This window comes from Methylobacter sp. BBA5.1, assembly GCF_000746145.1.
In the GTDB taxonomy this organism is placed as follows: domain Bacteria; phylum Pseudomonadota; class Gammaproteobacteria; order Methylococcales; family Methylomonadaceae; genus Methylobacter; species Methylobacter marinus.
Window position 1 is genome coordinate 19,733 of record NZ_JQKS01000022.1, and the last position, 24,892, is coordinate 44,624.

18 protein-coding genes and 3 tRNA genes are annotated in these 24,892 nt (G+C 49.8%); 19 read left to right on the forward strand and 2 right to left on the reverse strand.

All coding sequences use genetic code 11. The features are described 5' to 3' along the window. Window positions 1-179 precede the first annotated feature (179 nt). From EK22_RS14145 to EK22_RS14165, 5 genes are all read left to right on the forward strand, one after another. Window positions 180-1,439: a formylmethanofuran dehydrogenase subunit B gene (locus EK22_RS14145; RefSeq protein WP_036252055.1), complete on the forward strand. Its 1,260-nt coding sequence runs from the start codon at window positions 180-182 to the stop codon at window positions 1,437-1,439. 8 nt (window positions 1,440-1,447) lie between these two features. After that, on the forward strand, window positions 1,448-3,115 hold the full coding sequence (locus tag EK22_RS14150) for a formylmethanofuran dehydrogenase subunit A (protein WP_020160238.1): 1,668 nt from the start codon (window positions 1,448-1,450) through the stop codon (window positions 3,113-3,115). Beyond that, complete coding sequence (gene fhcD / locus EK22_RS14155; RefSeq protein ID WP_020160239.1) at window positions 3,112-4,008, forward strand: formylmethanofuran--tetrahydromethanopterin N-formyltransferase; 897 nt, start codon at window positions 3,112-3,114, stop codon at window positions 4,006-4,008. Before EK22_RS14150 ends, fhcD begins: the two co-directional genes overlap by 4 nt. Continuing rightward, complete coding sequence (locus EK22_RS14160; protein WP_020160240.1) at window positions 4,005-4,820, forward strand: formylmethanofuran dehydrogenase subunit C; 816 nt, start codon at window positions 4,005-4,007, stop codon at window positions 4,818-4,820. Before fhcD ends, EK22_RS14160 begins: the two co-directional genes overlap by 4 nt. Before the next feature lie 117 nt (window positions 4,821-4,937). Next, window positions 4,938-6,587: a GGDEF domain-containing protein gene (locus EK22_RS14165; protein ID WP_051961911.1), complete on the forward strand. Its 1,650-nt coding sequence runs from the start codon at window positions 4,938-4,940 to the stop codon at window positions 6,585-6,587. 69 nt (window positions 6,588-6,656) lie between these two features. Here EK22_RS14165 and fae read toward each other — a convergent pair whose 3' ends face one another. Next, window positions 6,657-7,205, reverse strand: coding sequence for a formaldehyde-activating enzyme (fae, locus tag EK22_RS14170; protein ID WP_020160242.1), 549 nt, complete (start codon window positions 7,203-7,205; stop codon window positions 6,657-6,659). Window positions 7,206-7,284: 79 nt separating this feature from the next. On the opposite strand from fae, the gene EK22_RS14175 reads away from it, so the two are divergent. The 10 genes from EK22_RS14175 to EK22_RS14220 all read left to right on the forward strand — a co-directional run bounded on the left by EK22_RS14175 (window position 7,285) and on the right by EK22_RS14220 (window position 17,318). Next, complete coding sequence (locus EK22_RS14175; RefSeq protein WP_036252153.1) at window positions 7,285-8,136, forward strand: radical SAM protein; 852 nt, start codon at window positions 7,285-7,287, stop codon at window positions 8,134-8,136. Between the two features lie 489 nt (window positions 8,137-8,625). Then, window positions 8,626-8,709: transfer RNA gene (locus tag EK22_RS14180), tRNA-Leu, on the forward strand. Window positions 8,710-8,827: 118 nt separating this feature from the next. Continuing rightward, window positions 8,828-10,129 carry a trigger factor gene (tig, locus tag EK22_RS14185; RefSeq protein ID WP_020160245.1) on the forward strand — a complete coding sequence of 434 codons (1,302 nt, stop codon included), beginning with the start codon at window positions 8,828-8,830 and terminating at the stop codon, window positions 10,127-10,129. Between the two features lie 8 nt (window positions 10,130-10,137). Then, the gene (clpP, locus tag EK22_RS14190; protein ID WP_020160246.1) at window positions 10,138-10,776 is read left to right on the forward strand and encodes an ATP-dependent Clp endopeptidase proteolytic subunit ClpP; all 639 of its coding nucleotides are present in this window, start codon (window positions 10,138-10,140) and stop codon (window positions 10,774-10,776) included. Between the two features lie 90 nt (window positions 10,777-10,866). Then, a complete protein-coding gene (gene clpX, locus EK22_RS14195; protein WP_020160247.1) occupies window positions 10,867-12,138 on the forward strand; it encodes an ATP-dependent Clp protease ATP-binding subunit ClpX in 1,272 nt (423 codons plus the stop codon). Window positions 12,139-12,310: 172 nt separating this feature from the next. Further along, a complete protein-coding gene (gene lon, locus EK22_RS14200; RefSeq protein ID WP_304413695.1) occupies window positions 12,311-14,731 on the forward strand; it encodes an endopeptidase La in 2,421 nt (806 codons plus the stop codon). Between the two features lie 191 nt (window positions 14,732-14,922). Next, on the forward strand, window positions 14,923-15,195 hold the full coding sequence (locus tag EK22_RS14205; RefSeq protein ID WP_020160249.1) for an HU family DNA-binding protein: 273 nt from the start codon (window positions 14,923-14,925) through the stop codon (window positions 15,193-15,195). A 13-nt stretch (window positions 15,196-15,208) separates the two neighbouring features. Further along, window positions 15,209-15,284: transfer RNA gene (locus EK22_RS14210), tRNA-Val, on the forward strand. Window positions 15,285-15,290: 6 nt separating this feature from the next. Next, window positions 15,291-15,367: transfer RNA gene (locus tag EK22_RS14215), tRNA-Asp, on the forward strand. Window positions 15,368-15,443: 76 nt separating this feature from the next. Beyond that, window positions 15,444-17,318 (forward strand): SurA N-terminal domain-containing protein, encoded by a 1,875-nt coding sequence (locus EK22_RS14220; RefSeq protein WP_036252061.1) that lies wholly within the window; start codon window positions 15,444-15,446, stop codon window positions 17,316-17,318. Between the two features lie 63 nt (window positions 17,319-17,381). Here the strand turns inward: EK22_RS14220 and EK22_RS14225 are convergent, their stop codons facing one another. Then, on the reverse strand, window positions 17,382-18,164 hold the full coding sequence (locus EK22_RS14225; RefSeq protein ID WP_020160251.1) for an enoyl-ACP reductase FabI: 783 nt from the start codon (window positions 18,162-18,164) through the stop codon (window positions 17,382-17,384). Window positions 18,165-18,418: 254 nt separating this feature from the next. Between EK22_RS14225 and EK22_RS14230 the strand changes: the two genes are divergently transcribed. Genes EK22_RS14230 through EK22_RS14245 form a run of 4 tightly spaced genes read left to right on the forward strand, consistent with a single transcriptional unit; the run spans window position 18,419 to window position 24,522 of the window. After that, the gene (locus EK22_RS14230; protein ID WP_036252064.1) at window positions 18,419-20,566 is read left to right on the forward strand and encodes an ABC transporter substrate-binding protein; all 2,148 of its coding nucleotides are present in this window, start codon (window positions 18,419-18,421) and stop codon (window positions 20,564-20,566) included. Beyond that, complete coding sequence (locus EK22_RS14235; RefSeq protein ID WP_020160253.1) at window positions 20,563-21,543, forward strand: ABC transporter permease; 981 nt, start codon at window positions 20,563-20,565, stop codon at window positions 21,541-21,543. Before EK22_RS14230 ends, EK22_RS14235 begins: the two co-directional genes overlap by 4 nt. Next, window positions 21,543-22,886: an ABC transporter permease gene (locus EK22_RS14240; RefSeq protein WP_200882604.1), complete on the forward strand. Its 1,344-nt coding sequence runs from the start codon at window positions 21,543-21,545 to the stop codon at window positions 22,884-22,886. The genes EK22_RS14235 and EK22_RS14240 overlap by 1 nt, the downstream gene beginning before the upstream one ends. Continuing rightward, on the forward strand, window positions 22,879-24,522 hold the full coding sequence (locus EK22_RS14245) for an ABC transporter ATP-binding protein (RefSeq protein ID WP_036252069.1): 1,644 nt from the start codon (window positions 22,879-22,881) through the stop codon (window positions 24,520-24,522). The genes EK22_RS14240 and EK22_RS14245 overlap by 8 nt, the downstream gene beginning before the upstream one ends. Window positions 24,523-24,892: the final 370 nt, after the last annotated feature.

The following is a 24,892-nucleotide window of genomic DNA, read 5'->3' on the forward strand; positions in this document are numbered from 1 at the left end:
TAAACCGGCTGGCAATATATATACAAGGAATGCCATGTATATTAACCCAGTAATAAGGTAGAATAATTGCCATTTTCCCGGCGGCATGCGCGGTCGAGCATAAAAGCCATAGTGAAGAACATGGCTGCAAGCAATGCCGGGTAATAACGATTTACATGTATGAATAAAGAGGATAGCGCGTGATTGAAGTAACTGAAGTACCAAGTCCTTTTTGCGGTATTGGAACGGATGACCTGACAATCAGGGTTGACGGCGTATCGTTGAAAGTGGTTGAAAATGGCTGCTCGGTCAATACGCCTGCTTTTGAACAGGCTATTACCGATACCAGTCCCCGGGTTGACGGCAAGGATGTCAGTCTCGATGCCGCCGTGGCTAAGGCCGCGGCATTGTTAAAAGGCACGAATCAACCGGTTATCGGCGGCTGCGCGACCGATGTCAACGGCATGCGGGCCTTGCTGGCATTGGCAGACCGGTGCGGCGCCGTGGTCGATAACATGAATTTCAATGCAACCCGGCGCAATTTGCTGGCCCTTCAGGATTCAGGCTGGATGACGACCACGCTGGCGGAAGTGAAAAACCGTTGCGATTTGTTTTTGGTTGTCGGCGCCGATCCTGAAAGCTTCGCTCCACGCTTTTTCGAGCGCTACCTCTGGAATCAGGAATCCATGTTTCTGGAGGATACCGGCAACCGCGAGGTTATTTATTTAGGCAAAGCCCCTTCCGGTAATGCCTCCACCTCGCCCAAAGGGCAGAAAGCCCAGGTCTTCGAATGCGGGATGGAAGACTTGCCGGAAGTCGTGGCGGTATTGAGAGCCCTGGTTAAAGGTCAGCCTATCCGGGCTGAATCGGTAGGCGGCATCGCTGTCGCTGATTTACAGGGCATCGCCGACAAGCTGAAAGCGGCAGGCTACAGTGTCGTGACCTGGGCGGCCAGTGCGCTGTCTTACGATCAGGCTGAGCTGACCGTGCAGACATTGTCGGAAATGATCAAGGACATCAATGACCTGAACACCCGCTGTTCCGGCTTGCCGCTGGGAGGCAAGGAGGGCGATCAAACCGCCAATCAGGTGTGCGGCTGGACCACGGGTTATCCGGCGCGTACGCGTTTTTCCAAAGGCTTTCCTGAATATGATCCTTATTTGAACGATATCGAAGTGATGACGGCCAATGGCGAAGCCGATGCGCTGGTGTGGGTGCAGGCGTTTAATGTTAATGCCGTGCCGCCGGCAACGGACTTGCCGACCATAGTCATCGGCCGTTCCGGCATGACCTTCGCCAAAGAGCCGGATGTGTTTATTCCGGTCGGCACTCCCGGTATCGATCATGCCGGCCATGCGTATCGTATGGATAACGTGGTCGCGATTCGATTGAAAAAATGTCGCGATTCCGGGCTGCCCAGTACGTCTGACGTGCTGAACGCCATTGAACAAGCTTTGTAGGTAAGAATATGTTGATAAAATTAACAGGTGGAACTGTCTATGATCCTGCCAGCGGCATCGATGGCAAGAAACAGGACATCTACATCAAGGACGGGCGTATCGTCAATCAGCCGGGCCCGGATGTCCAGATTGATAAGGAATATGACCTGAGCGGCAAGGTGGTCATGTCCGGCGCGATCGATATGCATACACATATCGGCGGCGGCAAGGGCAATATCGCCAGAACCCTGCTGCCTGAAGACCATCGCATGGATCCCGTGCATCGCACCGATGCGACGCGTTCCGGCACGGGCCATGCCATGCCCAGCACCTTTGTAACCGGCTACCGTTATGCCGAGATGGGCTATACCGCCGGCTTCGAACCTGCCGTGCTGGCGGTCAATGCGCGTCAGGCGCACATGGAAATGGCAGACATTCCTATCCTGGATAAAGGCGGCTACGTCATGCTGGGCAGTGATGACTATCTGCTGCGCATGCTGACCGCCAAGAAGGACCAGAAAGCGATCAATGACTATGTGGCCTGGACACTGCAGGCGGCCAAGGGCATCGGCATCAAGGTCGTCAATCCAGGCGGCATCAGCGCCTTCAAGTTCAATCAGCGCAAACTGGACCTGGACGAGAAAAACAGCCACTACGGCGTCAGCCCGCGGGAAATCCTGCAGGTGCTGGCCACGGCGGTCAAACAGCTGGGCATCACGCATCCGCTGCATGTGCACGGCTGCAACTTGGGCGTGCCCGGCAACATGAATACCACGCTGGACACGATCCAGGGTATCGGCGGCCTGCCCATGCACTTGACGCACATTCAGTTCCACAGCTATGGCACGGAAGGGGATTTCAAATTCTCCTCGGGCGCGGCGCAGATTGCCGAGGCGGTCAACAGAAACAAGAACATCACCATCGATGTCGGGCAGGTTCTGTTCGGGCAGACCGTTACCGCATCGGGCGACAATATGCGTCAGCATGCCAACCATAAACATGCCAGCCCGAACAAATGGGTGTGCATGGATATCGAATGCGATGCGGGCTGCGGCGTTGTGCCGTTCAAATACAAGGATCAGAACTTCGTCAATGCCCTGCAGTGGGCGATCGGTCTGGAAACCTTCCTGCTGGTCGATGACCCGTGGCGTATTTTCCTGACCACCGACCATCCTAATGGTGCGCCGTTTACCAGCTATCCGCATCTGATCCGTTTGCTGATGGATAAGAGTTTCCGTAACGACATGCTGGCGACGATCCATCCGGAAGCGCAGAAAATGACCACCTTGGCGTCGATAGACCGCGAATACAGCCTGCAGGAAATCGCGATCATGACGCGCGCCGGCGCGGCCAGACTGATCGGTCTGCAGGATCGCGGCGGTCTGAGCGCCGGCAACTGGGCCGATATTACCGTCTATACCGATAATGCCGACCGCGAAAAAATGTTCGCCAAGCCGGATTATGTCTTCAAGGACGGCGAATTGGTCGTCCGGGACGGCACGGTAGTTCATTCCAAGTGGGGCACAACCCATATCGTTAAACCGGATTGGGACCCATCGATAGAGAAAGATTTACAGAAATATTTTGACCGGTTCCTTACTATGAAAGTCGGTAACTTTAAAATCAGCGATGATGAATTCACGGACATTGGCCGCGGCAGCTTGACTGCGCATCCGCTTAAAGGGGAGGTGGCATGATTATTAATGGTGTAGCAATTGATGCGACCTTTGCCGAAGCGTTCCCGATGAAAGCGACACGCGCTATCATCACCGCGCAAAATGAAAAATGGGCCATGATTTCCGCCCAGGCCATGACCGGCTTCGCCACCTCGGTGATTGCCTGTGGCTGTGAGGCCGGTATCGAGCGGGTGCTGGACCCTTCCGAAACGCCGGACGGCCGTCCGGGCGTTTCGGTCATGATCTTCGCCATGGGCGGCAAGGGCCTGGCCAAACAGCTGGAAACGCGTGCCGGGCAGTGCGTATTGACGTCGCCTACCTCGGCGCTGTTTGCCGGCATCGAGAGCGATAAAAAGATTCCGTTGGGCAAAAACCTGCGTTATTTCGGCGACGGCTTCCAGGTATCGAAACTGATTGACGGCAAGCGCTACTGGCGCATACCGGTCATGGATGGCGAGTTTCTGGCTGAAGCCACAACCGGGCAGGTTGATGCGGTAGGCGGCGGCAACTTTCTGGTGCTGGCCAAATCGCAGCCGCAGGCGCTGGCCGCCTGTGAGGCCGCGATTGAAGCCATGCGCAAAATTCCCAATGTCATCATGCCGTTTCCGGGCGGCGTCGTGCGTTCCGGATCCAAAGTCGGATCGAAATACAAGGCGTTGGGCGCATCCACCAATGACGCCTTCTGCCCGACCTTGAAAGGCATGACCCGGACTGATCTGTCGCCCGAGGTTGAGTCGGTTATGGAAATCGTAATCGACGGTCTGACCAAGGAAGATATTGATAAAGCCATGCGCGTCGGCATACAGGCGGTCTGCGATTTAGGTGCCGAAAACGGCATCACGCGCATCAGTGCGGGTAACTACGGCGGCAAGCTCGGACCGTTCCACTTTCACTTACAGGAGATTATGGCGTGAGTGCTTTAACATTTTCACTGATACACCGGCCGGATCAGCGTGTGGATATGTCGCCGCTGGTCTGTCATTTGCTCAAGGACATGGAGCCTGCGCAAATTGCCGCCATTGAGCTGCAAAGCGGCAAACGCAAAATCCGGGTGGATGAATTGTTCAAGGTTTCCGGTTCCGACACTCAGCAGATCGTCATCGAAAACAGTTTCGGCAAGCTCGATTTTATCGGCAAGGAACTCGACGGCGGCAGCATTAAAGTCGAAGGCGATGCCGGTGCTTATCTGGGATTGGGCATGAAGTCCGGCGAGATTAGTGTAATGGGTAATGCCGGCATCTATGCGGCTTGTGAAATGAAAAAAGGTTTCGTGACTATCGCTGGCGATGCCGGCGATTTTCTCGGAGCAGCCTTGCCGGGCAACAAAATGGGCATGAAAGGCGGTACGGTCCTGGTTAAGGGTAATGTCGGCGAGCGGGCGGGAGACCATATGCGCCGCGGCAATATTCTTATCGAAGGCAATGCCGGTGATTATTGCGGGTCCAGAATGACGGCCGGGACGATTGCCGTCATGGGCAAAACCGGCAGGAATCTGGGCTACGCCATGCGCCGCGGCACCTTGCTGTTATGGAATCAACCCGTGTTACCGGCAAGTTTTAATGACTGCGGCGCGCACACGCTGGCTTTTTTGCCTATACTGTTTACATCATTTAGGAAACTCAATTCCAAATTTGCCGATGCTTCCGTGGCATTTAATCGCGTACAGCGTTATGCCGGCGATATGTCGGAAATCGGCAGAGGCGAGGTATTAATTAAAATAGGATAAAGCCGTCGGTATCCTGTTTCAGTAATAAATGCAAAAAGCCCCGATTTTCGGGGCTTTTTGTTGGTCTGAACCCTAGCTCTTAGACGGTAAGATTATATTCAAAATACCCAGGGCGCTATGCTGAAAAATCCTCTTGATGGCTGTATTGGCAATATTATTGAAGCAATGGCAAGCTTGATGATCTTTGTCGTCAGAACGAGGTTTGTTTTGTGTGTTTTACTGGCGGGGGCTTTTTCCGACGCATTCGCCGAACCTGTTCATATACAATTGCGTTGGCACCATCAATTCCAGTTTGCCGGTTATTACGTGGCGCTGGAAAAGGGTTTTTATCGTAAAGCCGGACTTGAAGTAATACTGGATGCCGGTTCGCCGGATAAAAAGCCGGTTCAGCGAGTGCTTCAAGGGCGTGCCCAATATGGCGTAGCCAATAGCGAACTGTTGCTGGAGCGGCTGCGCGGTGCGCGGCTGGTGGCATTGGCCGCTATTTATCAGCATTCTCCGTCCGTATTGCTGGCGCGAAAGGACGCCGGCATTCTTTCCCCGCATGATTTAATCGGCAAGAAGGTGATGTTGATGGACAAAGTCGTTGATGCCGATTTTTTTGCCATGATGCATAATGAAGGCATCAGCATGGCGGATCTCCATGTCATTCCGAGCAGTTTTAATATTCAGGATCTGGTTGACGGAAAAGTTGTCGCTTTTAACTCGTATCTGAGCAATGAGCCTTATTATTTGAAGCAGCATGGTGTCGATTATACGGTCCTTAATCCGCGTAACTACGGGGTGGATTTTTACAGTGATATTCTCTTTACAACCGAAAGTGAAATAAAAAAACATCCAGGCAGAGTTAAGGTATTGCGCGATGCCAGCCTGGAGGGGTGGCGTTATGCTATGGATCATCCTCAGGAAGTGATTGATTTATTAGTGAACAAATATAAGGTGAACAAATCCAGGGCGCATCTGGAATTTGAAGCCCAGGTCATACGGCCCTTGATCGTGCCGGATTTGATTGAGATGGGCCATATGAATCCCTGGCGCTGGCAGCATATGGCCAATACTTTTATGCAAGCCGGTATGGTCGAAAATGACCAGGCCTTGAATGGTTTTATGTATGATCCTGATTTTAAAGTTGACCGGGAGCAACTATGGTTATATTCGGAAATTTTTTTAGCCATAGCAGCGGTGGTGGTTTTCGTTATTATAGCCTTGTCCATTTCTTATAGAACCGCAAGGAGAGAAATTCGCTTGCGACTGGCCGCTGAAGAGGAGATCAGGAAAATCGCCTATCGTGATATGTTGACGGGTCTCGATAACCGCCACCATCTGTTTGTGCTGGCGGATCAATTTTTAAAAATGGCTCAAAGAGACTGTTACAAGGTTGCCGTTTGCTTTATTGATCTGAATCAATTCAAAGATATAAACGATACGTTAGGTCACAAGGCGGGCGATAAAGTGTTGGTGCATGTGGGGCAGACGTTACGAAATTTTATTCGTCAATCGGATGTGGCGGTCCGCTTCGGCGGTGATGAATTTATCTTATTGCTTAACCACGTCAAAAATAGGGAAGATGTCACGATGACATTGGTGAAGATACAGCAGGCTATCGGTCGTCCGGTCGACTATCAGGATAAACAGTTACATGTATCGGCAAGCATGGGCGTGGCTTTTTATCCCGATGATGGTACTGATATTGATGCGTTGATCGATCTTGCGGATTCGAAAATGTATCGCGTGAAGCTGGATTGCAAAAGACCGATGGAACTTTAGAATTAATAAACCAACTATACGACAAAAGCCCCGGTGTTGCCGCGAGGCTTTTGCCAAAACAGTGTGGCTTTAGATTTTGCCGTCCAGACCCATCTGAAAATATTTATGGGTGATTTTATCCTGATTTTCCAGTAACCAGTCTATATCGGGCGTATTGGTCATTGCCTTATGGATGGCTTGTGCCGTGGCTTTGCGATGGATGTCGAACAAAATTTGATGGTCCAGATTGTCATCGGTGGACACGCTTGGGTTTAACCAGACTGAACAGATGATGCCCAGATCATTGGCTTTTTCTTTTGGGATGTCGCCGGCGCGAACCGCGTCAAGAACACCGTTAGCAATCGCCGCCTGCACCGTGCCCATCAGAATATTGGTGTAACGGTTGTTGTTGACTGTAACTTTGCTGACCATCAAGGTAACGGGGCGAACCTGAATGTCGGTATTCAAAATGGCGAACACCTTTGAGTGGCCTTTAGCCTGGTTGCCGGTCAGTGTGGCTAAGGCAGTGCCGACAGGGCCGTCTAATTCACCGATGATGATCTCAGGTTCCGCGGCTGTGCCGGGAGGACCGCCTGCAACAAGGGCTTCACCGGTACGGAATACGATTCTTTCGCTCATGTATCTCTCCAAAAACTTAAAATACAAATTTCAGTTCGACGTAGAATAACACAATTTAGCTTTGTTTTTGAATGGAATGATGGCACCAGTATTAACAACAACCAGCCACGACAGAGATGTGGCTGGTTTAAAGTATGTCTATCCGGTACTCTCCAGGCGTGCGGGAGGGTTATCTATCGGAATTAATTTCAATACCAATAATGCCTGTAATTGGCGATGTATTTATTGCCAGGTTCCTGGCTTGAAGATCGGCGCGGCGCCTGAAATGGATTTTCAGTTGCTGGAAGACGAGTTAAGGTTTTTTCTTGAGGATGTGCTCAAGGGGGATTTTTATGAGCGTTTCCAGATACCGGGCAACAATCGTGTAATCAAGGACATTGCCATTTCCGGCAATGGAGAACCAACCAGTTTAAAAGAATTTGACAGGGCGGTGGCGCTGATCGGCAAGATTGCGACTGAGGCAGGGGTTTTGCCCTGGAGCAATTTTGTATTGATCACTAACGGCAGCCTGGTGCATCAGCTTAAAGTCCAGAATGGCTTGAAGATATTAAAAGCTTATGGCGGGGAGGTCTGGTTTAAGTTCGATAGTGCAACCGAATCAGGAAGGCGGCTGATTAATAATGCTGGGCAGAGTTATAGGGTCAGTCTGGAAAATTTAATGCTTTCGGCAAGGCTATGTCCCACAAAATTACAGACCTGCTTGCTGGATTATAAAAAACACGGCTTATCGGCAAAAGAAAGGCAGGCCTATCTGGATATGCTGAAGACAATCAAGGAGCATATAAGCCTGAAAGGCATTATGTTATATACGATAGCCCGGCCTTCCTTGCAGCCGGAGGCGGGTATGCTGGAGAAATTGCCCGCAGAAACGTTAAATGCCTTTGCCGACGAAATAAGATGCCTGGGGTTTGATGTGTCAGTCAGTGCTTGATTCCTAAGAGAGGTATTCGGCAAGGCTTCCAAGGGGCGGTTTCAAGTGGTTCAACCGCTAGTAGTCAGTCAATTTAATTATGGCGGGTAAATTGTAGGTGCGAATTTATTCGCACTATTCACACTCTATGAATACTCTGCAAATTTTACTCGTCAGATCAAGACTGACTAAGCACTAGTATGCTTCCTGTATCGCGGTTTTTTTAGTCCGGAATGGATTTAATTTTACTGGCAGGGGTTGAATTCCGTTATGCCGACACTATTAAGTAAGCTAATTGCGCTGATGGATTGAGGAATACTTAAATCTTGGCTTTTCGGTTTTTAGGTTGATTTTGTCCGGGCATCGTCATGCGTTAGTCATTAAATGTCGCAATTTTATGCCGAATGGGGGGCGAAACTGTGTATTAAGATCGATATGTGGAATATATTTTAAATTTATGGCTTGTTGTATTTGCGGAATTGAGGCTATAATGCCGCGTTCATTCAACGTGCGAATGTGGCGGAACTGGTAGACGCGCTGGATTTAGGTTCCAGTAGGTTTCCTGTGAGAGTTCGAGTCTCTCCATTCGCACCACTAAATTCAAATATTTACATATAAAGTTAATGATGCCTGTCGTTAACTTATTCAGATCTTTGAGCCGTTTCCGGTATCCTAATATAAAATTCATCTATAAATTATTTGAGGTAAAGAAATGCAAGTTTCTGTCGAAAAGACATCAGAATTAAGCAGAAAAATGACTGTTAGCGTGCCTGAAGAGGTTGTCCAGGAGAAAATGGCGGCGCGTTTAAAGTCGTTGGCGCGCGAAGTTAAAGTCGATGGCTTTCGTCCAGGCAAGGTGCCTCAGAATGTTGTTAAAAAGATGTTTGGCGATAGAGTCCGGGGGGAAGTTGCCGGGGATCTGATTCAGTCCACTTATTTTGAAGCGTTGCAGGATCAGAATTTAAAGCCTGCCGGTCATCCGCATATACATCCGTCAAACGACACGGAAGGCTTTAAATATACCGCCGAGTTTGAAGTTTATCCTGAGATATCGCTGGAAGGCGTGGATCAAATCGAGGTGAAACGCCCTGTTGCCACTGTCGAGGAAGCCGATGTTGACGACATGATCGAAAAATTGAGAGCGCAAAAGAAAACCTGGACCAAAGCAGAGCGCGCATCACAGGAAAATGATCGCATAACAATCAATTTCTCTGGCGTTGCCGATGGTGAAAACTTTACTGATGGTAAAGTGGAAAATTATCAGGTCGAAATCGGCGCGAAACAAATGATTCCCGGCTTTGAAGACAATCTGATCGGCCTTGAGGCGGGCGCTGGCAAGACCTTTGAAGTGTCTTTTCCTGAGCAATATGGCAATGAGAAGTTGGCGGGTAAAGCGGCTGAGTTTGAGATTGAGGTCATTGCGGTCGAAGAGCCTGTATTGCCTGAAATCGATGAGGCTTTCATTAAGGCGTATGGTATTGAAGAAGGTACTTTGGAAGCTTTCCGTGAAGATGTTAAAAATAACATGGAAAGGGAGCTCGAGCAGGCTTTGCGTGGCAAGCTGAAAAATGCCGTCATGGATGCTTTGTACGAAAAAATTCAGATTACCGTGCCGAATACGCTGGTCGACCAGGAAGTCGAAAATATGATGAAGCCTTATATAGAAACCGCTAAAAGGCAGAAAATGAAGCTGGATGACCTGCAGCTGCCCAGGGATGCATTTGAAGATCAAGCCAGGCGTCGTGTGGCTTTAGGGTTGATCCTGGGCGAAATCATTCAGAAAAACGATATTAAAATTGACGCGAATAAAGTACGATCCGCCATTGAGGATATGGCAAAAAGTTATGAACATCCTGAGGATGTGATTAAATGGTATTATTCAGATGAAAGTCGTTTGGATGATGTCAGGCAAATGGTGCTGGAAGATCAGACTGTCGAATGGCTGGTCGCCCAAGCAAACGTATCTGATGAGATTATGAAATTTGATGATGTGATGAGTAAACAACAAAGGTAAGGTTTGGAATGTATAAATTGAATCAAGCAATGGCTCCTGAGGCCGCGGGTGGATTAGTTCCCATAGTTATTGAGCAAACCGCTAGAGGCGAGCGCTCTTTTGATATTTATTCAAGGCTATTAAAGGAGCGGGTGATATTTTTGGTTGGTCAGGTGGAAGATTATATGGCCAATCTGGTTGTAGCCCAGTTGCTTTTTCTGGAATCGGAAAATCCGGACAAGGATATTCATTTATACATTAATTCTCCAGGCGGATCAGTGACTGCGGGTATGTCGATCTATGACACGATGCAGTTTATCAAGCCTGATGTCAGCACCATGTGTATCGGTCAGGCGGCCAGCATGGGGGCATTGCTTCTGACCGGCGGCGCGAAAGGCAAACGGTACTGCCTGCCTCATTCAAGAATGATGATTCATCAGCCGCTGGGTGGGTTTCAAGGGCAGGCATCGGATATTGATATTCATGCCAGAGAGATTTTGTCAATCAGGGAAAAACTGAACAAAATCCTGGCCAACCATACTGGCCAGCCGATAGAAAAGATCCAGGTGGACACGGATAGGGATAATTTTTTGAGCGCCAATGATGCTGTTAGCTATGGACTCATCGATAAGGTATTGTCGAGTCGAATGATTGATTCTGATAAATAACGGTTGGTATTTTTTTGTATTTCGATATATTCTTTGCTTCATCGAAAGTAAAAGAACATCAGTTACTGGATGTTTGCAGGAGTCTAATTTATGAGTAATGACAAAAACGGCAAAGACGACGATAAACTGCTTTATTGTTCTTTTTGCGGTAAAAGTCAGCATGAAGTCAGGAAGCTTATTGCGGGACCATCGGTTTATGTGTGCGATGAATGCGTGGAGCTTTGTAACGATATCATAAGAGACGAATTGCAAGACGACTCTTCTTCCTTTGGTGGCGAATTGCCTAAACCGAAAGAGATAAAGCAAGAGCTTGATGAGTATGTCATCGGGCAGGAAAGCGCGAAAAAGATTTTGGCCGTCGCGGTCTATAATCATTATAAGCGCTTGCGCAGCAAGTCAAAAAAAGATGGTGTCGAATTAGCAAAGAGCAATATTTTATTAATCGGGCCTACCGGTTCAGGAAAAACGCTGCTGGCTGAAACCTTGGCGCGTCTGTTGGACGTCCCTTTTACTATTGCGGATGCCACCACGCTGACAGAAGCAGGTTATGTCGGGGAGGACGTAGAAAATATCATTCAGAAGATCCTGCAGAAATGCGATTATGATGTAGAGAAAGCCGAAACCGGCATTGTTTATATCGATGAAATCGACAAGATCTCCAGAAAGTCCGATAACCCGTCGATAACGCGTGATGTTTCCGGTGAAGGCGTGCAACAGGCCCTGCTTAAATTAATTGAAGGCACTATCGCTTCCGTTCCGCCCCAAGGTGGCCGTAAGCACCCACAGCAGGAGTTTCTGCAAGTCAATACCGCCAATATCCTGTTTATAGTCGGCGGTGCGTTTGCCGGACTGGATCGTATCATTAAGGATCGTTCGGAAAAGGGCGGCATAGGCTTTTCGGCAGAGGTTAAGGCAAAGGATGAAACTAAAAATGTCGGTCAGCTCTTTGCTGAAGTTGAGTCCGAGGATTTGATCAAGTACGGATTGATTCCGGAATTTGTCGGTCGTCTACCGGTGATTGCCACGTTGGAAGAACTTGATGAACAGGCCTTGGTCCAAATATTGACTGAACCTAAAAATGCATTGATTAAGCAATATAAGCATTTGTTTGAGATGGAAGGCGCTGAGCTGGAATTCAGAGAGGATTCCTTGATCGCCATCGCTCGTAAATCCATGGAAAGAAAAACCGGCGCTCGCGGCTTGAGGACTATCGTTGAAAATGTGCTGCTGGATACTATGTATGAATTGCCATCATCGGAAAATATCTGCAAGGTGGTCGTTGATGAAGGCGTAATTTTGGGTGACTCCGAGCCTATTTTGGTTTACGAAACCGAAAAGAAAAAGGCTTCGTCCGAATCTTGAGGTTTATACGGGATAGAAAAAAAAGGGAGCTTTATTTTTAGCTCCCTTTTTTTTGCGCTATAGTTAGCCAAAAGACTGTGAATCAAGGGTTGATCCCTTGCTATTTTAATTATCGTCCCCATATCCTTTTTTCAAAAAATTGCTAAAGGTTCCAGTTATGGAAACGCACAAAATGACAGAGATACAACAAACAGATGTTTTGATTCCGGTATTGCCGCTCAGAGACGTCGTGGTTTATCCGCATATGGTGATCCCCTTGTTTGTCGGCAGGGAAAAATCCATTGACGCTTTGGATGCTGCTATGAAGGACAACAAGCAGATCTTATTGGTTGCCCAGAAAGAAGCTGAAATTGATGAGCCGGATTTTACCGATCTTTATCAGGTCGGAACCTTGGCCAATATTCTGCAATTGCTGAAATTGCCGGATGGCACTGTCAAGGTTTTGGTGGAGGGCAGTCAGCGCAGTAAAGTCCTGTACTATAAAGAAACAGAGAGTTTCTTTTCCGCGTCCGTGGTAAAAATTGATGATATTTTAACTATATCTGAACGAGAGCAAGAAGTATTGCAGCGAACGGTGATCAGTTCGTTCGATCAATACGTCAAATTGAATAACAAGATACCGCCGGAAGTTTTGAATTCTCTCGCCGGGATTGATGATCCCAGCCGCCTTGCCGATACCATGGCAGCGCATATGACGCTGAAGGTGAATGAAAAGCAGGCGATTCTGGAAACCGCGGATATTGCAAAACGCCTGGAAAGCCTGATGACTCAGATGGAAGGTGAAGTCGATCTGCTGGAAATGGAAAAAAGAATTCGCGGGCGCGTCAAGCAACAAATGGAGAAGAATCAAAAGGAATACTATCTGAATGAACAGATGAAGGCGATTCAGAAAGAATTGGGCGAAATGGATGATGTTGCCAATGAAATTGAAGAGCTGGAAAAGAAAATCGAAAGTGCCGGCATGTCCAAGGAAGCCAAGGTAAAGGCCACGGCGGAGCTTAATAAGCTGAAATTGATGTCTCCGATGTCCGCGGAGGCAACCGTGGTGCGCAATTATATTGACTGGATGGTCAGTGTGCCCTGGAAGAAAAAGACCAAGGTGCGACATGATTTAAAGCTTGCCGAGCACGTGCTGGAAACGGAACATTATGGCTTGGACAAGGTTAAGGAGCGCATTCTGGAGTATCTGGCGGTGCAACAACGGGTGAAACAGCTCAAAGGGCCTATACTGTGTCTGGTTGGTCCTCCGGGGGTAGGGAAGACCTCGCTGGGTGAATCCATTGCTCGAGCCACTAACCGCAAATATGTGCGCATGGCCTTGGGCGGGGTGCGGGATGAAGCGGAGATTCGGGGGCATCGGCGAACCTATATCGGTTCCATGCCGGGCAAGATTTTGCAAAATCTGGCTAAAGTGAATACCCGGAATCCGATGTTTTTACTTGATGAGATTGACAAAATGGCGGCCGATTTTCGGGGCGACCCCGCTTCCGCATTATTGGAAGTGCTGGACCCCGCGCAGAATCATACGTTTTCAGACCATTATCTGGAAGTGGATTTTGATTTGTCCGATGTCATGTTTGTCGCGACGGCCAATACGATGAATATTCCGCCGGCTTTGTTGGACCGCATGGAGGTTATACGTCTTGCCGGCTATACCGAAGATGAAAAGATTAATATCGCCACGCGGTATTTGATTCCAAAGCAGATTAAAAACAACGGCCTGAAAGAGCGGGAAATTGAAATTACCGAAGAGGCTGTCAGAGACATTATTCGTTATTACTCTCGAGAAGCCGGAGTGCGCAGTCTTGAGCGGGAAATTTCGAAAATCTGCCGTAAAGTGGTCAAGGATCTTTTACTGAAGCCGAGCAAAGCCAAAGTTGAAGTTAATCCTGAGAATCTGAATAACTATTTGGGCGTTAAACGGTTCCATTATGGTCTTGCGGAAGAAAAGGATCAGGTTGGGCAAGTGACCGGTCTGGCCTGGACGGAAGTGGGCGGCGAATTGTTGATGATAGAAACGGCGGTCATTCCCGGCAAAGGCAAGCATTCTTCCACAGGCAAACTTGGCGATGTCATGAAGGAATCGATTGAAGCGGCGATGACTGTGGTCAGAAGTCGTTCCGAAATTCTGGGTATCGATCATGAAGTGTTTCAGAAAAATGACATTCATATTCATGTCCCTGAAGGGGCAACCCCGAAGGATGGTCCTAGCGCCGGCATAGGCATGTGCACCGCGATGATTTCGGCGTTGACTAAAATACCTGTACGAGCAAGCGTAGCGATGACGGGCGAAATCACATTGCGTGGCGAGGTATTGCCTATAGGTGGATTGAAAGAAAAGTTACTGGCCGCGCACCGTGGCGGCATAACGACGGTTCTTATTCCCGCGGAAAATGAAAAAGACCTGGTTGAAATTCCTGAAAATATCAAGGAAAACCTCGATATCAAGCCTGTCCATTGGATAGATGAGGTGCTTGAAGTGGCGCTACAGTACATGCCCACCCCAAGCAATAAGAAAGAAGCCGAAAAACAGGGTAAAAGTGAGTCTGATTCGGGGAAGCTAAAAAAACGAGGTCTGGTAACCGCTCATTAAAAACATTGCGGTTTGCCTGAAAACCGGTGAAACCGCAAAAATCATGGCTTCCGGGGGCTTTAATGCTTGACACTGCCTAAGAGCTATTGATATAAATACCGGGCTTTCTTGTGTTGCCGGGAATCGCGCATAAGAACCATACACTGGTTGTGCAGAATACAATTTTAAAAAATACTTCCTAAGGGGGAATGATGAATAAATCAGAACTAATCGATGCTATTGCAGAGTCTTCTGAATTGACAAAAGCGGACGCTGGACGTGCTTTAGATGGTTTCATTAGTGCAGTTACAGCTGCTTTAAGTAAAGGTGATTCTGTTGCTTTAGTTGGTTTTGGTACATACTCTGTCAAGGAAAGAGCAGAGCGCAAAGGCCGTAATCCGCAAACAGGTGAAGAGATTACAATTAAATCTGCGAAAATTCCTTCATTTAAAGCTGGTAAATCTTTAAAAGATGCTGTAAACTAGTGCTTCTTTAGTCGGGTGCTTAGCTCAGCTGGGAGAGCATCGCCCTTACAAGGCGAGGGTCGGGGGTTCGAACCCCTCAGCACCCACCAGACTTTGGAGTGGTAGTTCAGTTGGTTAGAATACCGGCCTGTCACGCCGGTGGTCGCGGGTTCGAGCCCCGTCCACTCCGCCAAATTAAAGCCCCGTACCGGCATGGTTCGGGGTTTTTTTTTGCTTGAATTTTAGCCGTTTTCTTTAGGATAGAGCGTATGCTGACAAAAATTAGAGAAAAAGCGCAAGGTGCTTTTGCATGGGGCATTTTGATAATAATTTGCGTGCCTTTTGCTTTATGGGGTATACAAAACTATTTGGGTGCAGGAAAAGAACCTCCGGTTGCTTCCGTAGGCGATAGGGAGTTTTATCAGCAGGATGTCAATAGGGCATATGAACAATATAGCCAGAATCTTCAAGGAATGAACATTGATGAACAAATGCTGAAGGCACAGGCTTTAGAGAAGTTGATAAAGGATGAGGTTTTATTGCAGTACGTACACGCGGAAGGCCTTGTTACCACCGATAATAAGGCGCGTGAATTTATCAAATCCCTGGAATATTTCCAGGTGGACGGTAAGTTCGATGAGAAACAATATAAGGCTTTATTGAATTCACAGAGAATGACATCCGCCGAGTTTGTCAGCAGAATCAAGAATGCATTGATGATGGAGCAATTCCAGCGCAGCATTATTGATAGCAGTTTTGCGACTCAATATGACGTGGAAAGCTTTTTTAAAATCCAGAACCAGCAGCGCGATGTGGATTATGTGATTGTCCCGGCTCAACAACCGGCCGAGCAGCCTTCGGAAGAAGAGGTAGCGGCTTATTACCAGCAGCATCAAGACTTATATAAAGTGCCTGAGCAAGTTTCCGTTGAATACGTAGAGTTGTCACTCGACGACATTGCTAAAACCATCGAAGTGACGGATGAAAAGCTAAAAGCGTTCTATGAAGAGCAAAGGGATCAGTATACGACTCCGGAACGCAGAAAGATCAGTCATATTCTGTTTGCCATCAATGACAAAACCGATGAAAAAACCGCATTGGAAAAAGCGTTGCAAGCAAAAAAAGAACTGGCCGACAAGGACTTCAGCACTTTAGCGGCAGAGGTTTCGGACGATAAATTGACAGCCAAAACGGGCGGCGATTTAGGCTTGTTTACTGCCGGTACCATGGAGAAGGAATTTGAAGAGGCCGCAAGCTCGTTGCAGCTTGGTGAAGTGTCGGAACCGGTCAAATCACCGTACGGCTACCATTTGATTAAAGTGACCGAATTAGTGCCCGGTGAGGTGAAGTCTTTTGAAGCGGTTAAAGCGGAATTGACCAAGTCTTACCAAAAGGCCCAAGCGGAAAATGCTTTTTATGAATCCGGCGAGACATTAAGCGAAATGAGTTATGAAAACCCTGATAATCTGCAAACGGTAGCGGATGCATTAGGCTTAACCATAAAAAAATCGACATTGTTTACCAGGGATAATGGCGAAGGCATTGCCAGCGACCCCAAAATACGCAGTGCCGCGTTTTCCGAGGACGTGCAGCAAGGCAATAACAGCACGCCCGTGGAACTGGGCAACGACCGGTTAGTGGTATTACGTATGCTGGAACACAAGGCAGCGGCTACGCGTGATCTGAGTGAGGTCAAGCAGGACGTTATAGCGGCTTTGTTAAGGGATAAAGCCAAGCAACAGGCCACTGAAAAAGCTCAGCAGGTAAAATCCCGTTTACAAGCCGGTGAATCAATTGATGCAGTTGCCGCGGAAAATAAGCTTGAAGTCAAAAAAATGACCGGAATCACGCGAGGCAATCGCGAATTGCCCTGGCAGTTGAATCAGGCCATCTTCAAGGCTGCCCACCCCGTTGGCGGCAAACCAACCATCTTTACCACCGCATTGCCTTCCGATGATCAGGTGGTAGCCAGTCTGTCGAAGGTCAAGGAAGGCGTCATGACCGAAGATGACAAGAAGCAGCTCGAATTGGCAACCAAGAATATTGCCAGAGCCTTTGGCCAGAATGAGTTCAGTGCGCTCTTGAACAGCTTGCAGGCAGAAGCTGATATTTCGGTAAAGCCCCAGATCCAGGCTCAAAACTAGGCTTGGTCAGGGAATAAAAAAGGGAGCATAAGCTCCCTTTTTTTGCGTTGAAAAAATAAATGCTTAAGACGCTACATAGCCGGCAATGTTGTAGCCGGCGTCCACATAAGTGATTTCACCGGTAATGCCGGAAGCCAGGTCCGAGCACAGGAATGCCGCGGCGTTACCGACTTCTTCTATCGTTACGTTTTTCTTCAACGGCGAAGCATCGGCTGCCTTGCTAAGCATGGTTTTGAAATCGTTGATACCTGATGCCGCCAGTGTTCTGATCGGGCCCGCGGAAATCGCGTTTACACGTGTGCCTTCCTCGCCCAAGGCAACGGCCATGTAGCGGACGTTGGCTTCCAGGCTGGCTTTGGCTACGCCCATGACATTGTAGTTGGGCATAACGCGTGCCGCGCCTAAATAACTCAAGGTTAACAGAGAGCCGTTACGACCCGCCATCATGGCGCGACCCGCCTTGGCCAGGGCGGTAAAACTGTACGAACTGATGTCATGGGCAATTTTGAAGTTTTCTCTGGTCGTGGCATTGACGAAGTCGCCATCCAGCGCATCGCGCGGCGCGAAAGCGACTGAATGCACGATACAGTCCAAGCCATCCCAGTGTTCGCCCAGCTTGTTAAAAACGTTTTCTATCTGCTCGTCGCTGCTGACATCGCATTCAACGGTAATGTTGGAATTACATTCAGCCGCCATGGTTTCAACCCGGCTCTGAAGCTTTTCATTTTGAAAAGTAAAAGCCAATTCAGCGCCTTCACGGTGCATGGCCTGGGCAATGCCCCATGCAATTGAACGGTTGCTGGCTAAACCCACAATCAAGACACGCTTGCCTTGCATAAAACCCATTATCATCTCCGAATGTTTTTGTTGCTACAATAGAGCTTTAATTATTTCTGTTTGTTTATTTCAATCCGCACCAACCTGTAACCGGTCGATGATAACATCCCCCATGAATTGCAGACGGCGGATTTACCCCGCCGTGACGAAGGGGTATCGGAAAGGATAGCCTTGCTTACGCAAGACTGTCAAATTTAACAACACCCCTAAAAAAGGGATTTTTTTTCAGGCTGCAAGGTATTTTGATGTCCAGTCTTTTGTCCATGAAGATGTATGCTGACCAAGCTCGAACGCTAGTTCTGATAGTGCTGGCTATAATATTGGGCGCCTGCGCTGATTCGCGGCTCAACAATCCTTATCCGCAAGAAGAGGGCGATCAGGCGGTTTTATATGAATCCTTTTCAGAACGCCCGAAGCATCTGGACCCGGCCGTGGCATACAGTTCAAACGAATATGCGTTTATTGCACAGATTTACGAACCGCCGTTTCAATACCATTACCTGAAAAGGCCTTACGAGCTAACGCCGCTGACGGCAACCGGCATGCCTGAAATCGAGTACCTGAATGCCAGGGGCGATAAACTGGCTTCAACCGCAAACGACAGCGATATTGCCTACACCGATTATATCATCGAAATTCAACCCGGTATCCGCTACCAACCGCATCCGATTCTGGCGAAAAATGCGCAAGGCGACTATCTCTATCATCATTTGACTGCCGCGCAAATTGATCAGCTTGGCACCTTGCAGGATTTGTCCGAGTCCGGTTCGCGCGAGTTGGTTGCCGAGGACTATGTGTACCAGATCAAGCGTTTGGCGCACCCGAAAATTCAATCACCCATTGCCGAAATGATGAAAAACTACATCGTCGGCTTCGATGAATTTTCCAAACAGGTCGCGGATAAGCAGAAATTTGAGATCAAAGACATTCCGATGGAGGGCGTTACCGCGCTGGACCGGTATCAATACCGCATACGCATTAAAGGCAAATATCCACAGTTTAAGTTCTGGCTGGCCATGCCGTTTTTCGCGCCAATGCCATGGGAGGCCGATGTGTTTTATGAACAACCCGGCCTGGACGATAAAAACATTACGCTGGACTGGTATCCGATAGGCACAGGCCCTTATTTTCTGGCCGAGAACAATCCGAACCGACGCATGATTTTATTGAAAAACCCATTGTTTCATCTGGAAACCTACCCATCCGAAGGCGAACCCGGCGATAAGGAAAAAGGCCTGCTAGCCGCTGCCGGCAAACCGCTGCCGTTTATCGATAAAGTCGTCTATATGCTGGAGAAGGAAACGATTCCTTACTGGAACAAATTCCTGCAGGGTTACTACGATGCCTCCGGCATCGCCTCCGACAATTTCGATCAGGCCATACAGTTCACCGGCAGCGGCGCGGCCACCTTGACCGAGGCCATGAGGGAAAAAGGCATCCAGCTGGAAACGGCGGTCACGACCTCTATTTTCTATCTCGGCTTCAACATGCTTGATGCCACGGTCGGCGGAGACAGCGAGAAAGCGCGCAAGCTGCGTCAGGCTATCGCCATCGCCGTCGATTACGAGGAATATATCGCAATTTTTGCGAACGGGCGCGGCGTCGCGGCCCAGGGCCTGATACCACCCGGCATATACGGCTATGCTGAAGGCAAGGACGGCGTCAACCCCTATGTTTATGATTGGAAGGACGGCAAGGCACAAAGAAAAAGCATTGAAGTGGCGAGGCGGTTAATGGCCGAGGCCGGCTATCCGGGCGGTATCGATCCTAAAACCCAGCAGGCCTTGATCCTGTATTTCGATACGACCTCGGTCAGTATCGACGACCGACCGAGAATGAACTGGTACCGCAAACAATTCGAGAAGCTGGGCATCAAACTGGTCATTCGCGGCACCGATTACAACCGTTTCCAGCAGAAAATGCGCGCCGGCAATGCACAGATTTTTTTCTGGGGCTGGAATGCCGATTATCCCGATCCGGAAAATTTCTTTTTCCTGCTCTACGGGCCCAATGCCAAAGTCGCGCACGGGGGAGAAAACGCGGGGAATTATCAAAACCCTGAATTCGATCGTCTGTTCGAGCAAATGCGCAATATGGAAAATGGCGAGCAGCGCTATGAAATCATTCAGCAACTGCAGGAACTGGTGCGCCGCGATGCGCCGTGGGTGTTCGGCTTTCATCCCAAGAGTTTTTCGCTATATCATGGCTGGTATAAAAACCTGAAACCCAACTTAATGGCCAATAATCAGCTTAAATACACACGCATCGATACGACGGCAAGGGCCGAGAAAAGAGCCGCGTGGAACAAACCCGTGTTCTGGCCCTTGCTGCTGGCAATTGTCGTGTTTATGCTGCTGTTAATTCCGGCGGTCCTCGCTTATCGTCGGCGTGTTAGGGAAACGATTCAATGATCCAATACATCATCCGTCGAGTGTTATATGCCTTTCCATTGCTGATGGGCGTCAATATCCTGACCTTTGTGCTGTTTTTTATCGTCAACAGCCCTGACGACATGGCCCGCATGCAGTTAGGGCAAAAGCACGTGACCGAACAGGCCGTGGAAAACTGGAAACAACAGCGCGGCTATGACCTGCCGCTGTTATGGAACAGCAAGGCCGAGGGCAAGGAAAAACTAACCCAAACCATCTTTTATCAGAAGTCGGCCGGCTTGTTCCTGTTTCGCTTCGGCATATCCGACAGCGACAGAAGAAACATAGCGGCCGATATACAGCAACGCATGTGGCCAAGTCTGGCCGTCGCGCTGCCGACGCTGATCGTCGGTTTACTGGTCAATATCACGTTCGCCCTGATCATGGTGCTGTTCCGCAATAGTTACCTGGAGCATGCCGGCGTCGTGCTGTGCGTGATCCTGATGTCGGTTTCGTCATTGTTCTATATTATCGGCGGCCAGTTTTTAATTGGTAAATTGCTGAGGCTGGTGCCGATCTCCGGTTACGAAGGCGGCTTTTCGGCGCTGAAGTTCCTGATCCTGCCGGTATTGATCGGCGTCTTTTCCGCTATTGGCGCCAACGTGCGTTGGTACCGAACCCTGTTTCTGGAAGAAGTCGAAAAAGATTACGTGCGCACCGCGCGCGCCAAAGGCCTAAGTGAAACCCGAACCCTGTTCCGGCATGTGCTGAAAAATGCCATGTTGCCGATTTTGACAGGTGTTGTGGTGGTGTTGCCCACGCTGTTCATGGGCAGTCTGATCATGGAATCGTTTTTCAGTATTCCAGGCCTGGGCAGTTACACGATCGATGCGATTAACAGCCAGGATTTCGCGATTGTGCGCGCCATGGTGTTCCTGGGCTCGGTCCTGTATGTGATCGGCCTGCTGTTGACCGATATTTCCTATACCCTCGTTGACCCCAGAGTAAGGTTATCCTGATGATCATATTATGGACCGATGCGCTGATATTCCTGCTGATTGCGGTAATGCTCTTGCTTGGATTTTATCTGCGTGGCAAGGAATACATTAAACGGCCGATGCAACAGATAGCCCGCAGCAAGACCGGCATGATGTCGCTGACCGTGCTGATTTTCTTTGTCGTGGTCGGTCTGCTGGACTCGATACATTTCAAACCGCCGGAAGGCCACGGCAATGAAATCATCAGCGCGCTCGACTACTGGGCCACGCCGTTGCGCGAACACAGCGAGAAAACCTATTCGGCGCCTTTCGCCGTTTATCTGTACAGCAAGGAAATGATGACCTTGCCGGACGGCACCGAACAATGGGGCTATCCGCGCCTGCAATTCGGCGGCGCGCATCTGGCCGATCCCGAAACCGAACACCTGTCGGATATTCTGGAGAAAGCCTTTTATGGCTGGCTCCAGGGCGCAGGGCTGGTCGTGTTCTTCATGGTTCTGCTGGTCAGCCTGTTGAGAGAGCCGCATAAGCGCTTCATCGTGAGTCCAACGGCCAAGGCGGTCTGGGCGGTGGTATTCCTGGTCGTCTCGGTCAATTACATGCTGGTCTATTTGTCGGCTTATTATCACGTGTTCGGCACCGACAAAGTCGGCGAGGACGTGTTTTATCAGGCTATAAAAAGCATACGCACGGGACTCGTGATCGGCACGCTGACGACCCTGGTCATGCTGCCCATGGCCCTCGTGTTCGGCATTATGGCCGGCTTTTTCCGCGGCTGGGTCGATGATGTCATCCAATATGTTTACACGACGCTGAATTCCATCCCCAGCGTATTGTTGATAGCCGCCTCCATCCTCATGGTGCAGGTGTACATGGCCGCGCACGAGGAAAAATTTACCAGCGTGATCGTGCGGGCCGACATGCGCTTGTTGTTTCTTTGCCTGATCCTGGGCGTGACCAGCTGGACCGGCTTGTGCCGGCTGCTGCGGGCCGAAACGCTCAAACTGCGTGAAATGGAATACGTGCAGGCGGCTCAGGCGATGGGGGTTCGGCGCCGCGTGATTTTGCTGCGCCATATCCTGCCCAACGTCATGCACATCGTGTTGATATCGGTGGTGCTGGATTTCAGCTCGCTGGTGCTGGCCGAGGCGGTATTGTCCTATATCAATATCGGCGTCGACCCCACGACCTACAGCTGGGGCAACATGATCAACGGCGCACGGCTGGAAATGGCGCGCGAGCCCGTGGTCTGGTGGTCCCTGACCGCCTCATTCATTTTTATGTTCGCGCTGGTGCTGGCCGCGAACCTGTTTGCCGATACGGTGCGCGATGCGTTTGATCCACGGCGAGGTGCCTATGAATAATCCCATCCTGTCCGTAGCGCACCTCAGCGTCAGCTTCAATCACGGCAACAAGGTCGTCGACGACATCAGCTTTGACGTCTATCCGGGCGAAACCTTTGCCTTGGTCGGCGAATCGGGTTCCGGCAAATCGATCACGGCCTTGTCCGTATTAAGGCTGTTGCCGCCCAATGCCCGCATTCAGGCCCGAGCGATCAGCCTGCAGGGCGATAATCTGCTGCGCCGGTCCGAATACGAGCTGTGCCGGATCCGCGGCCGGCGCATCGGCCTGATATTCCAGGACCCGATGTCATCGCTGAACCCGGTCATGACCATCGGCGACCAGATCGAGGAAGTCATCAAGCTGCATTTTGACCCGCCGCAACAGGCGCTCAAACAACGCGTGCTGGAATTGTTGCGGCAGGTGGAGATTCCGTTGCCGGAGCAGCGTATCAACGATTATCCGCATCAACTGTCCGGCGGCCAGCGCCAGCGTGTCATGATCGCGATCGCGCTGGCCGGCGAGCCCGATTTGCTGATTGCCGATGAGCCGACCACGTCGCTGGACGTGACCATTCAGGCGCAAATATTGGCCTTGCTGAAAACCCTGCAGCAGCAGACCGGTATGGCTCTGTGGCTGATCAGTCATGATCTGGCCCTGGTGTCCAATTTGGCCGATCGCGTGGCGGTCATGCAGCAGGGTAAAATCGTCGAAACCGGGCATTGCGATGAATTTTTCCGTCATCCCCAGCATCCGTACACGCAAAAACTGCTCGATGCCTTGCCGTCCATGCAGAGCTGCTTGACGCACAGGCGGCAGGAAACGCCGCCGCTGTTGCAGGTTGAAGATTTTAAAGTCTATTACCCGATCAGAAAGGGCATTTTCAAACGCGTCGTCGATCATGTGCGGGCAGTCGACGGCGTCAGCTTCATCATCCAGCAGGGCAAGACCCTGGCCCTGGTCGGCGAATCCGGTTGCGGCAAGACCACGCTGGGCAAAGGCCTGTTGAACCTGATACCGGGCACTGCGGGACGGGTAACGATAAACGGCGTGGCGCTCGATACCATACAGGGCGAGGCGCTACGGCAAAAACGCGCGGACATGCAGATCGTGTTTCAGGACCCTTTTTCCTCGATGAACCCGAGGATGCTGGTCGGTGATATCGTCGCCGAAGGCATCCAGGCGCTGCATCCAGGCGTCAGCGCGGTTAACAGGCAGGAGAGAGTCAGACAGTTGCTCCAGCAGGTCGGTCTGCCCGAAGATGCCGCGCAACGCTACCCGCATGAATTTTCGGGCGGCCAGCGCCAGCGCATCTGCATCGCCAGGGCATTGGCTGTCGATCCGAAACTGATCGTTTGTGATGAACCGACCAGTGCCCTGGATGTATCGGTACAGGCGCAGATTATCGAACTGCTGAAATCGCTGCAGCAGGAAAAAGGCGTCAGTTACCTGTTCATTACGCACGACCTGGCCGTGGTGGCCGAAATAGCCGATGAAGTCGCGGTCATGCATAAAGGCAGGATCGTCGAGTACGGCAGCGTGGCACAGGTGCTGTCCGAGCCCCGGCAGGCTTACACGAAAAAACTGCTAGGGGCGGTGCCGGTGCTGAGGACGGAAAACAAGCGAGACTGTGAAAGTATTCGTTTTTTGAAATTTTAACCACAATATATTGTGCATTTGATATTTGTATATAACAGCATATAGACATTGAAGAGAAAAATGCTGAATACTTTCACAGTCTGAAGCCCTTTGCAGACCAGGGCAAGGAAGCTGTTTTGTAGCGTCGCCGTTGATATCGAAGCTTCCTGTCGCGGCTGCCTCATGATGCGACCGGGGAGCTTCATCAATTTGGTATATGCCAGTTTAATCAGGCCGTTTTATTGACAAACGCCAAACTTGTGCCAAATTTATCTATTTAGTTGAGTCGGTATTATCGCTGGTTACATAACAAATTCTACCGCTAAGGCTATCTGGTATTTAACGTTTATGACTGGCTTCGCTCATTGATAATCCCCGTCCATTTATTGTG

Coding starts and splice junctions, on each gene's coding strand:
- EK22_RS14150 (WP_020160238.1), top strand. CDS start 1,448: ATGTTGATAAAATTAACAGGTGGAACTGTCTATGATCCTGCCAGCGGC.
- fhcD (WP_020160239.1), top strand. CDS start 3,112: ATGATTATTAATGGTGTAGCAATTGATGCGACCTTTGCCGAAGCGTTC.
- EK22_RS14165 (WP_051961911.1), top strand. CDS start 4,938: ATGCTGAAAAATCCTCTTGATGGCTGTATTGGCAATATTATTGAAGCA.
- fae (WP_020160242.1), bottom strand. CDS start 7,205: ATGAGCGAAAGAATCGTATTCCGTACCGGTGAAGCCCTTGTTGCAGGC.
- EK22_RS14175 (WP_036252153.1), top strand. CDS start 7,285: ATGGCACCAGTATTAACAACAACCAGCCACGACAGAGATGTGGCTGGT.
- tig (WP_020160245.1), top strand. CDS start 8,828: ATGCAAGTTTCTGTCGAAAAGACATCAGAATTAAGCAGAAAAATGACT.
- clpP (WP_020160246.1), top strand. CDS start 10,138: ATGTATAAATTGAATCAAGCAATGGCTCCTGAGGCCGCGGGTGGATTA.
- clpX (WP_020160247.1), top strand. CDS start 10,867: ATGAGTAATGACAAAAACGGCAAAGACGACGATAAACTGCTTTATTGT.
- lon (WP_304413695.1), top strand. CDS start 12,311: ATGACAGAGATACAACAAACAGATGTTTTGATTCCGGTATTGCCGCTC.
- EK22_RS14205 (WP_020160249.1), top strand. CDS start 14,923: ATGAATAAATCAGAACTAATCGATGCTATTGCAGAGTCTTCTGAATTG.
- EK22_RS14220 (WP_036252061.1), top strand. CDS start 15,444: ATGCTGACAAAAATTAGAGAAAAAGCGCAAGGTGCTTTTGCATGGGGC.
- EK22_RS14225 (WP_020160251.1), bottom strand. CDS start 18,164: ATGGGTTTTATGCAAGGCAAGCGTGTCTTGATTGTGGGTTTAGCCAGC.
- EK22_RS14230 (WP_036252064.1), top strand. CDS start 18,419: ATGAAGATGTATGCTGACCAAGCTCGAACGCTAGTTCTGATAGTGCTG.
- EK22_RS14235 (WP_020160253.1), top strand. CDS start 20,563: ATGATCCAATACATCATCCGTCGAGTGTTATATGCCTTTCCATTGCTG.
- EK22_RS14240 (WP_200882604.1), top strand. CDS start 21,543: ATGATCATATTATGGACCGATGCGCTGATATTCCTGCTGATTGCGGTA.
- EK22_RS14245 (WP_036252069.1), top strand. CDS start 22,879: ATGAATAATCCCATCCTGTCCGTAGCGCACCTCAGCGTCAGCTTCAAT.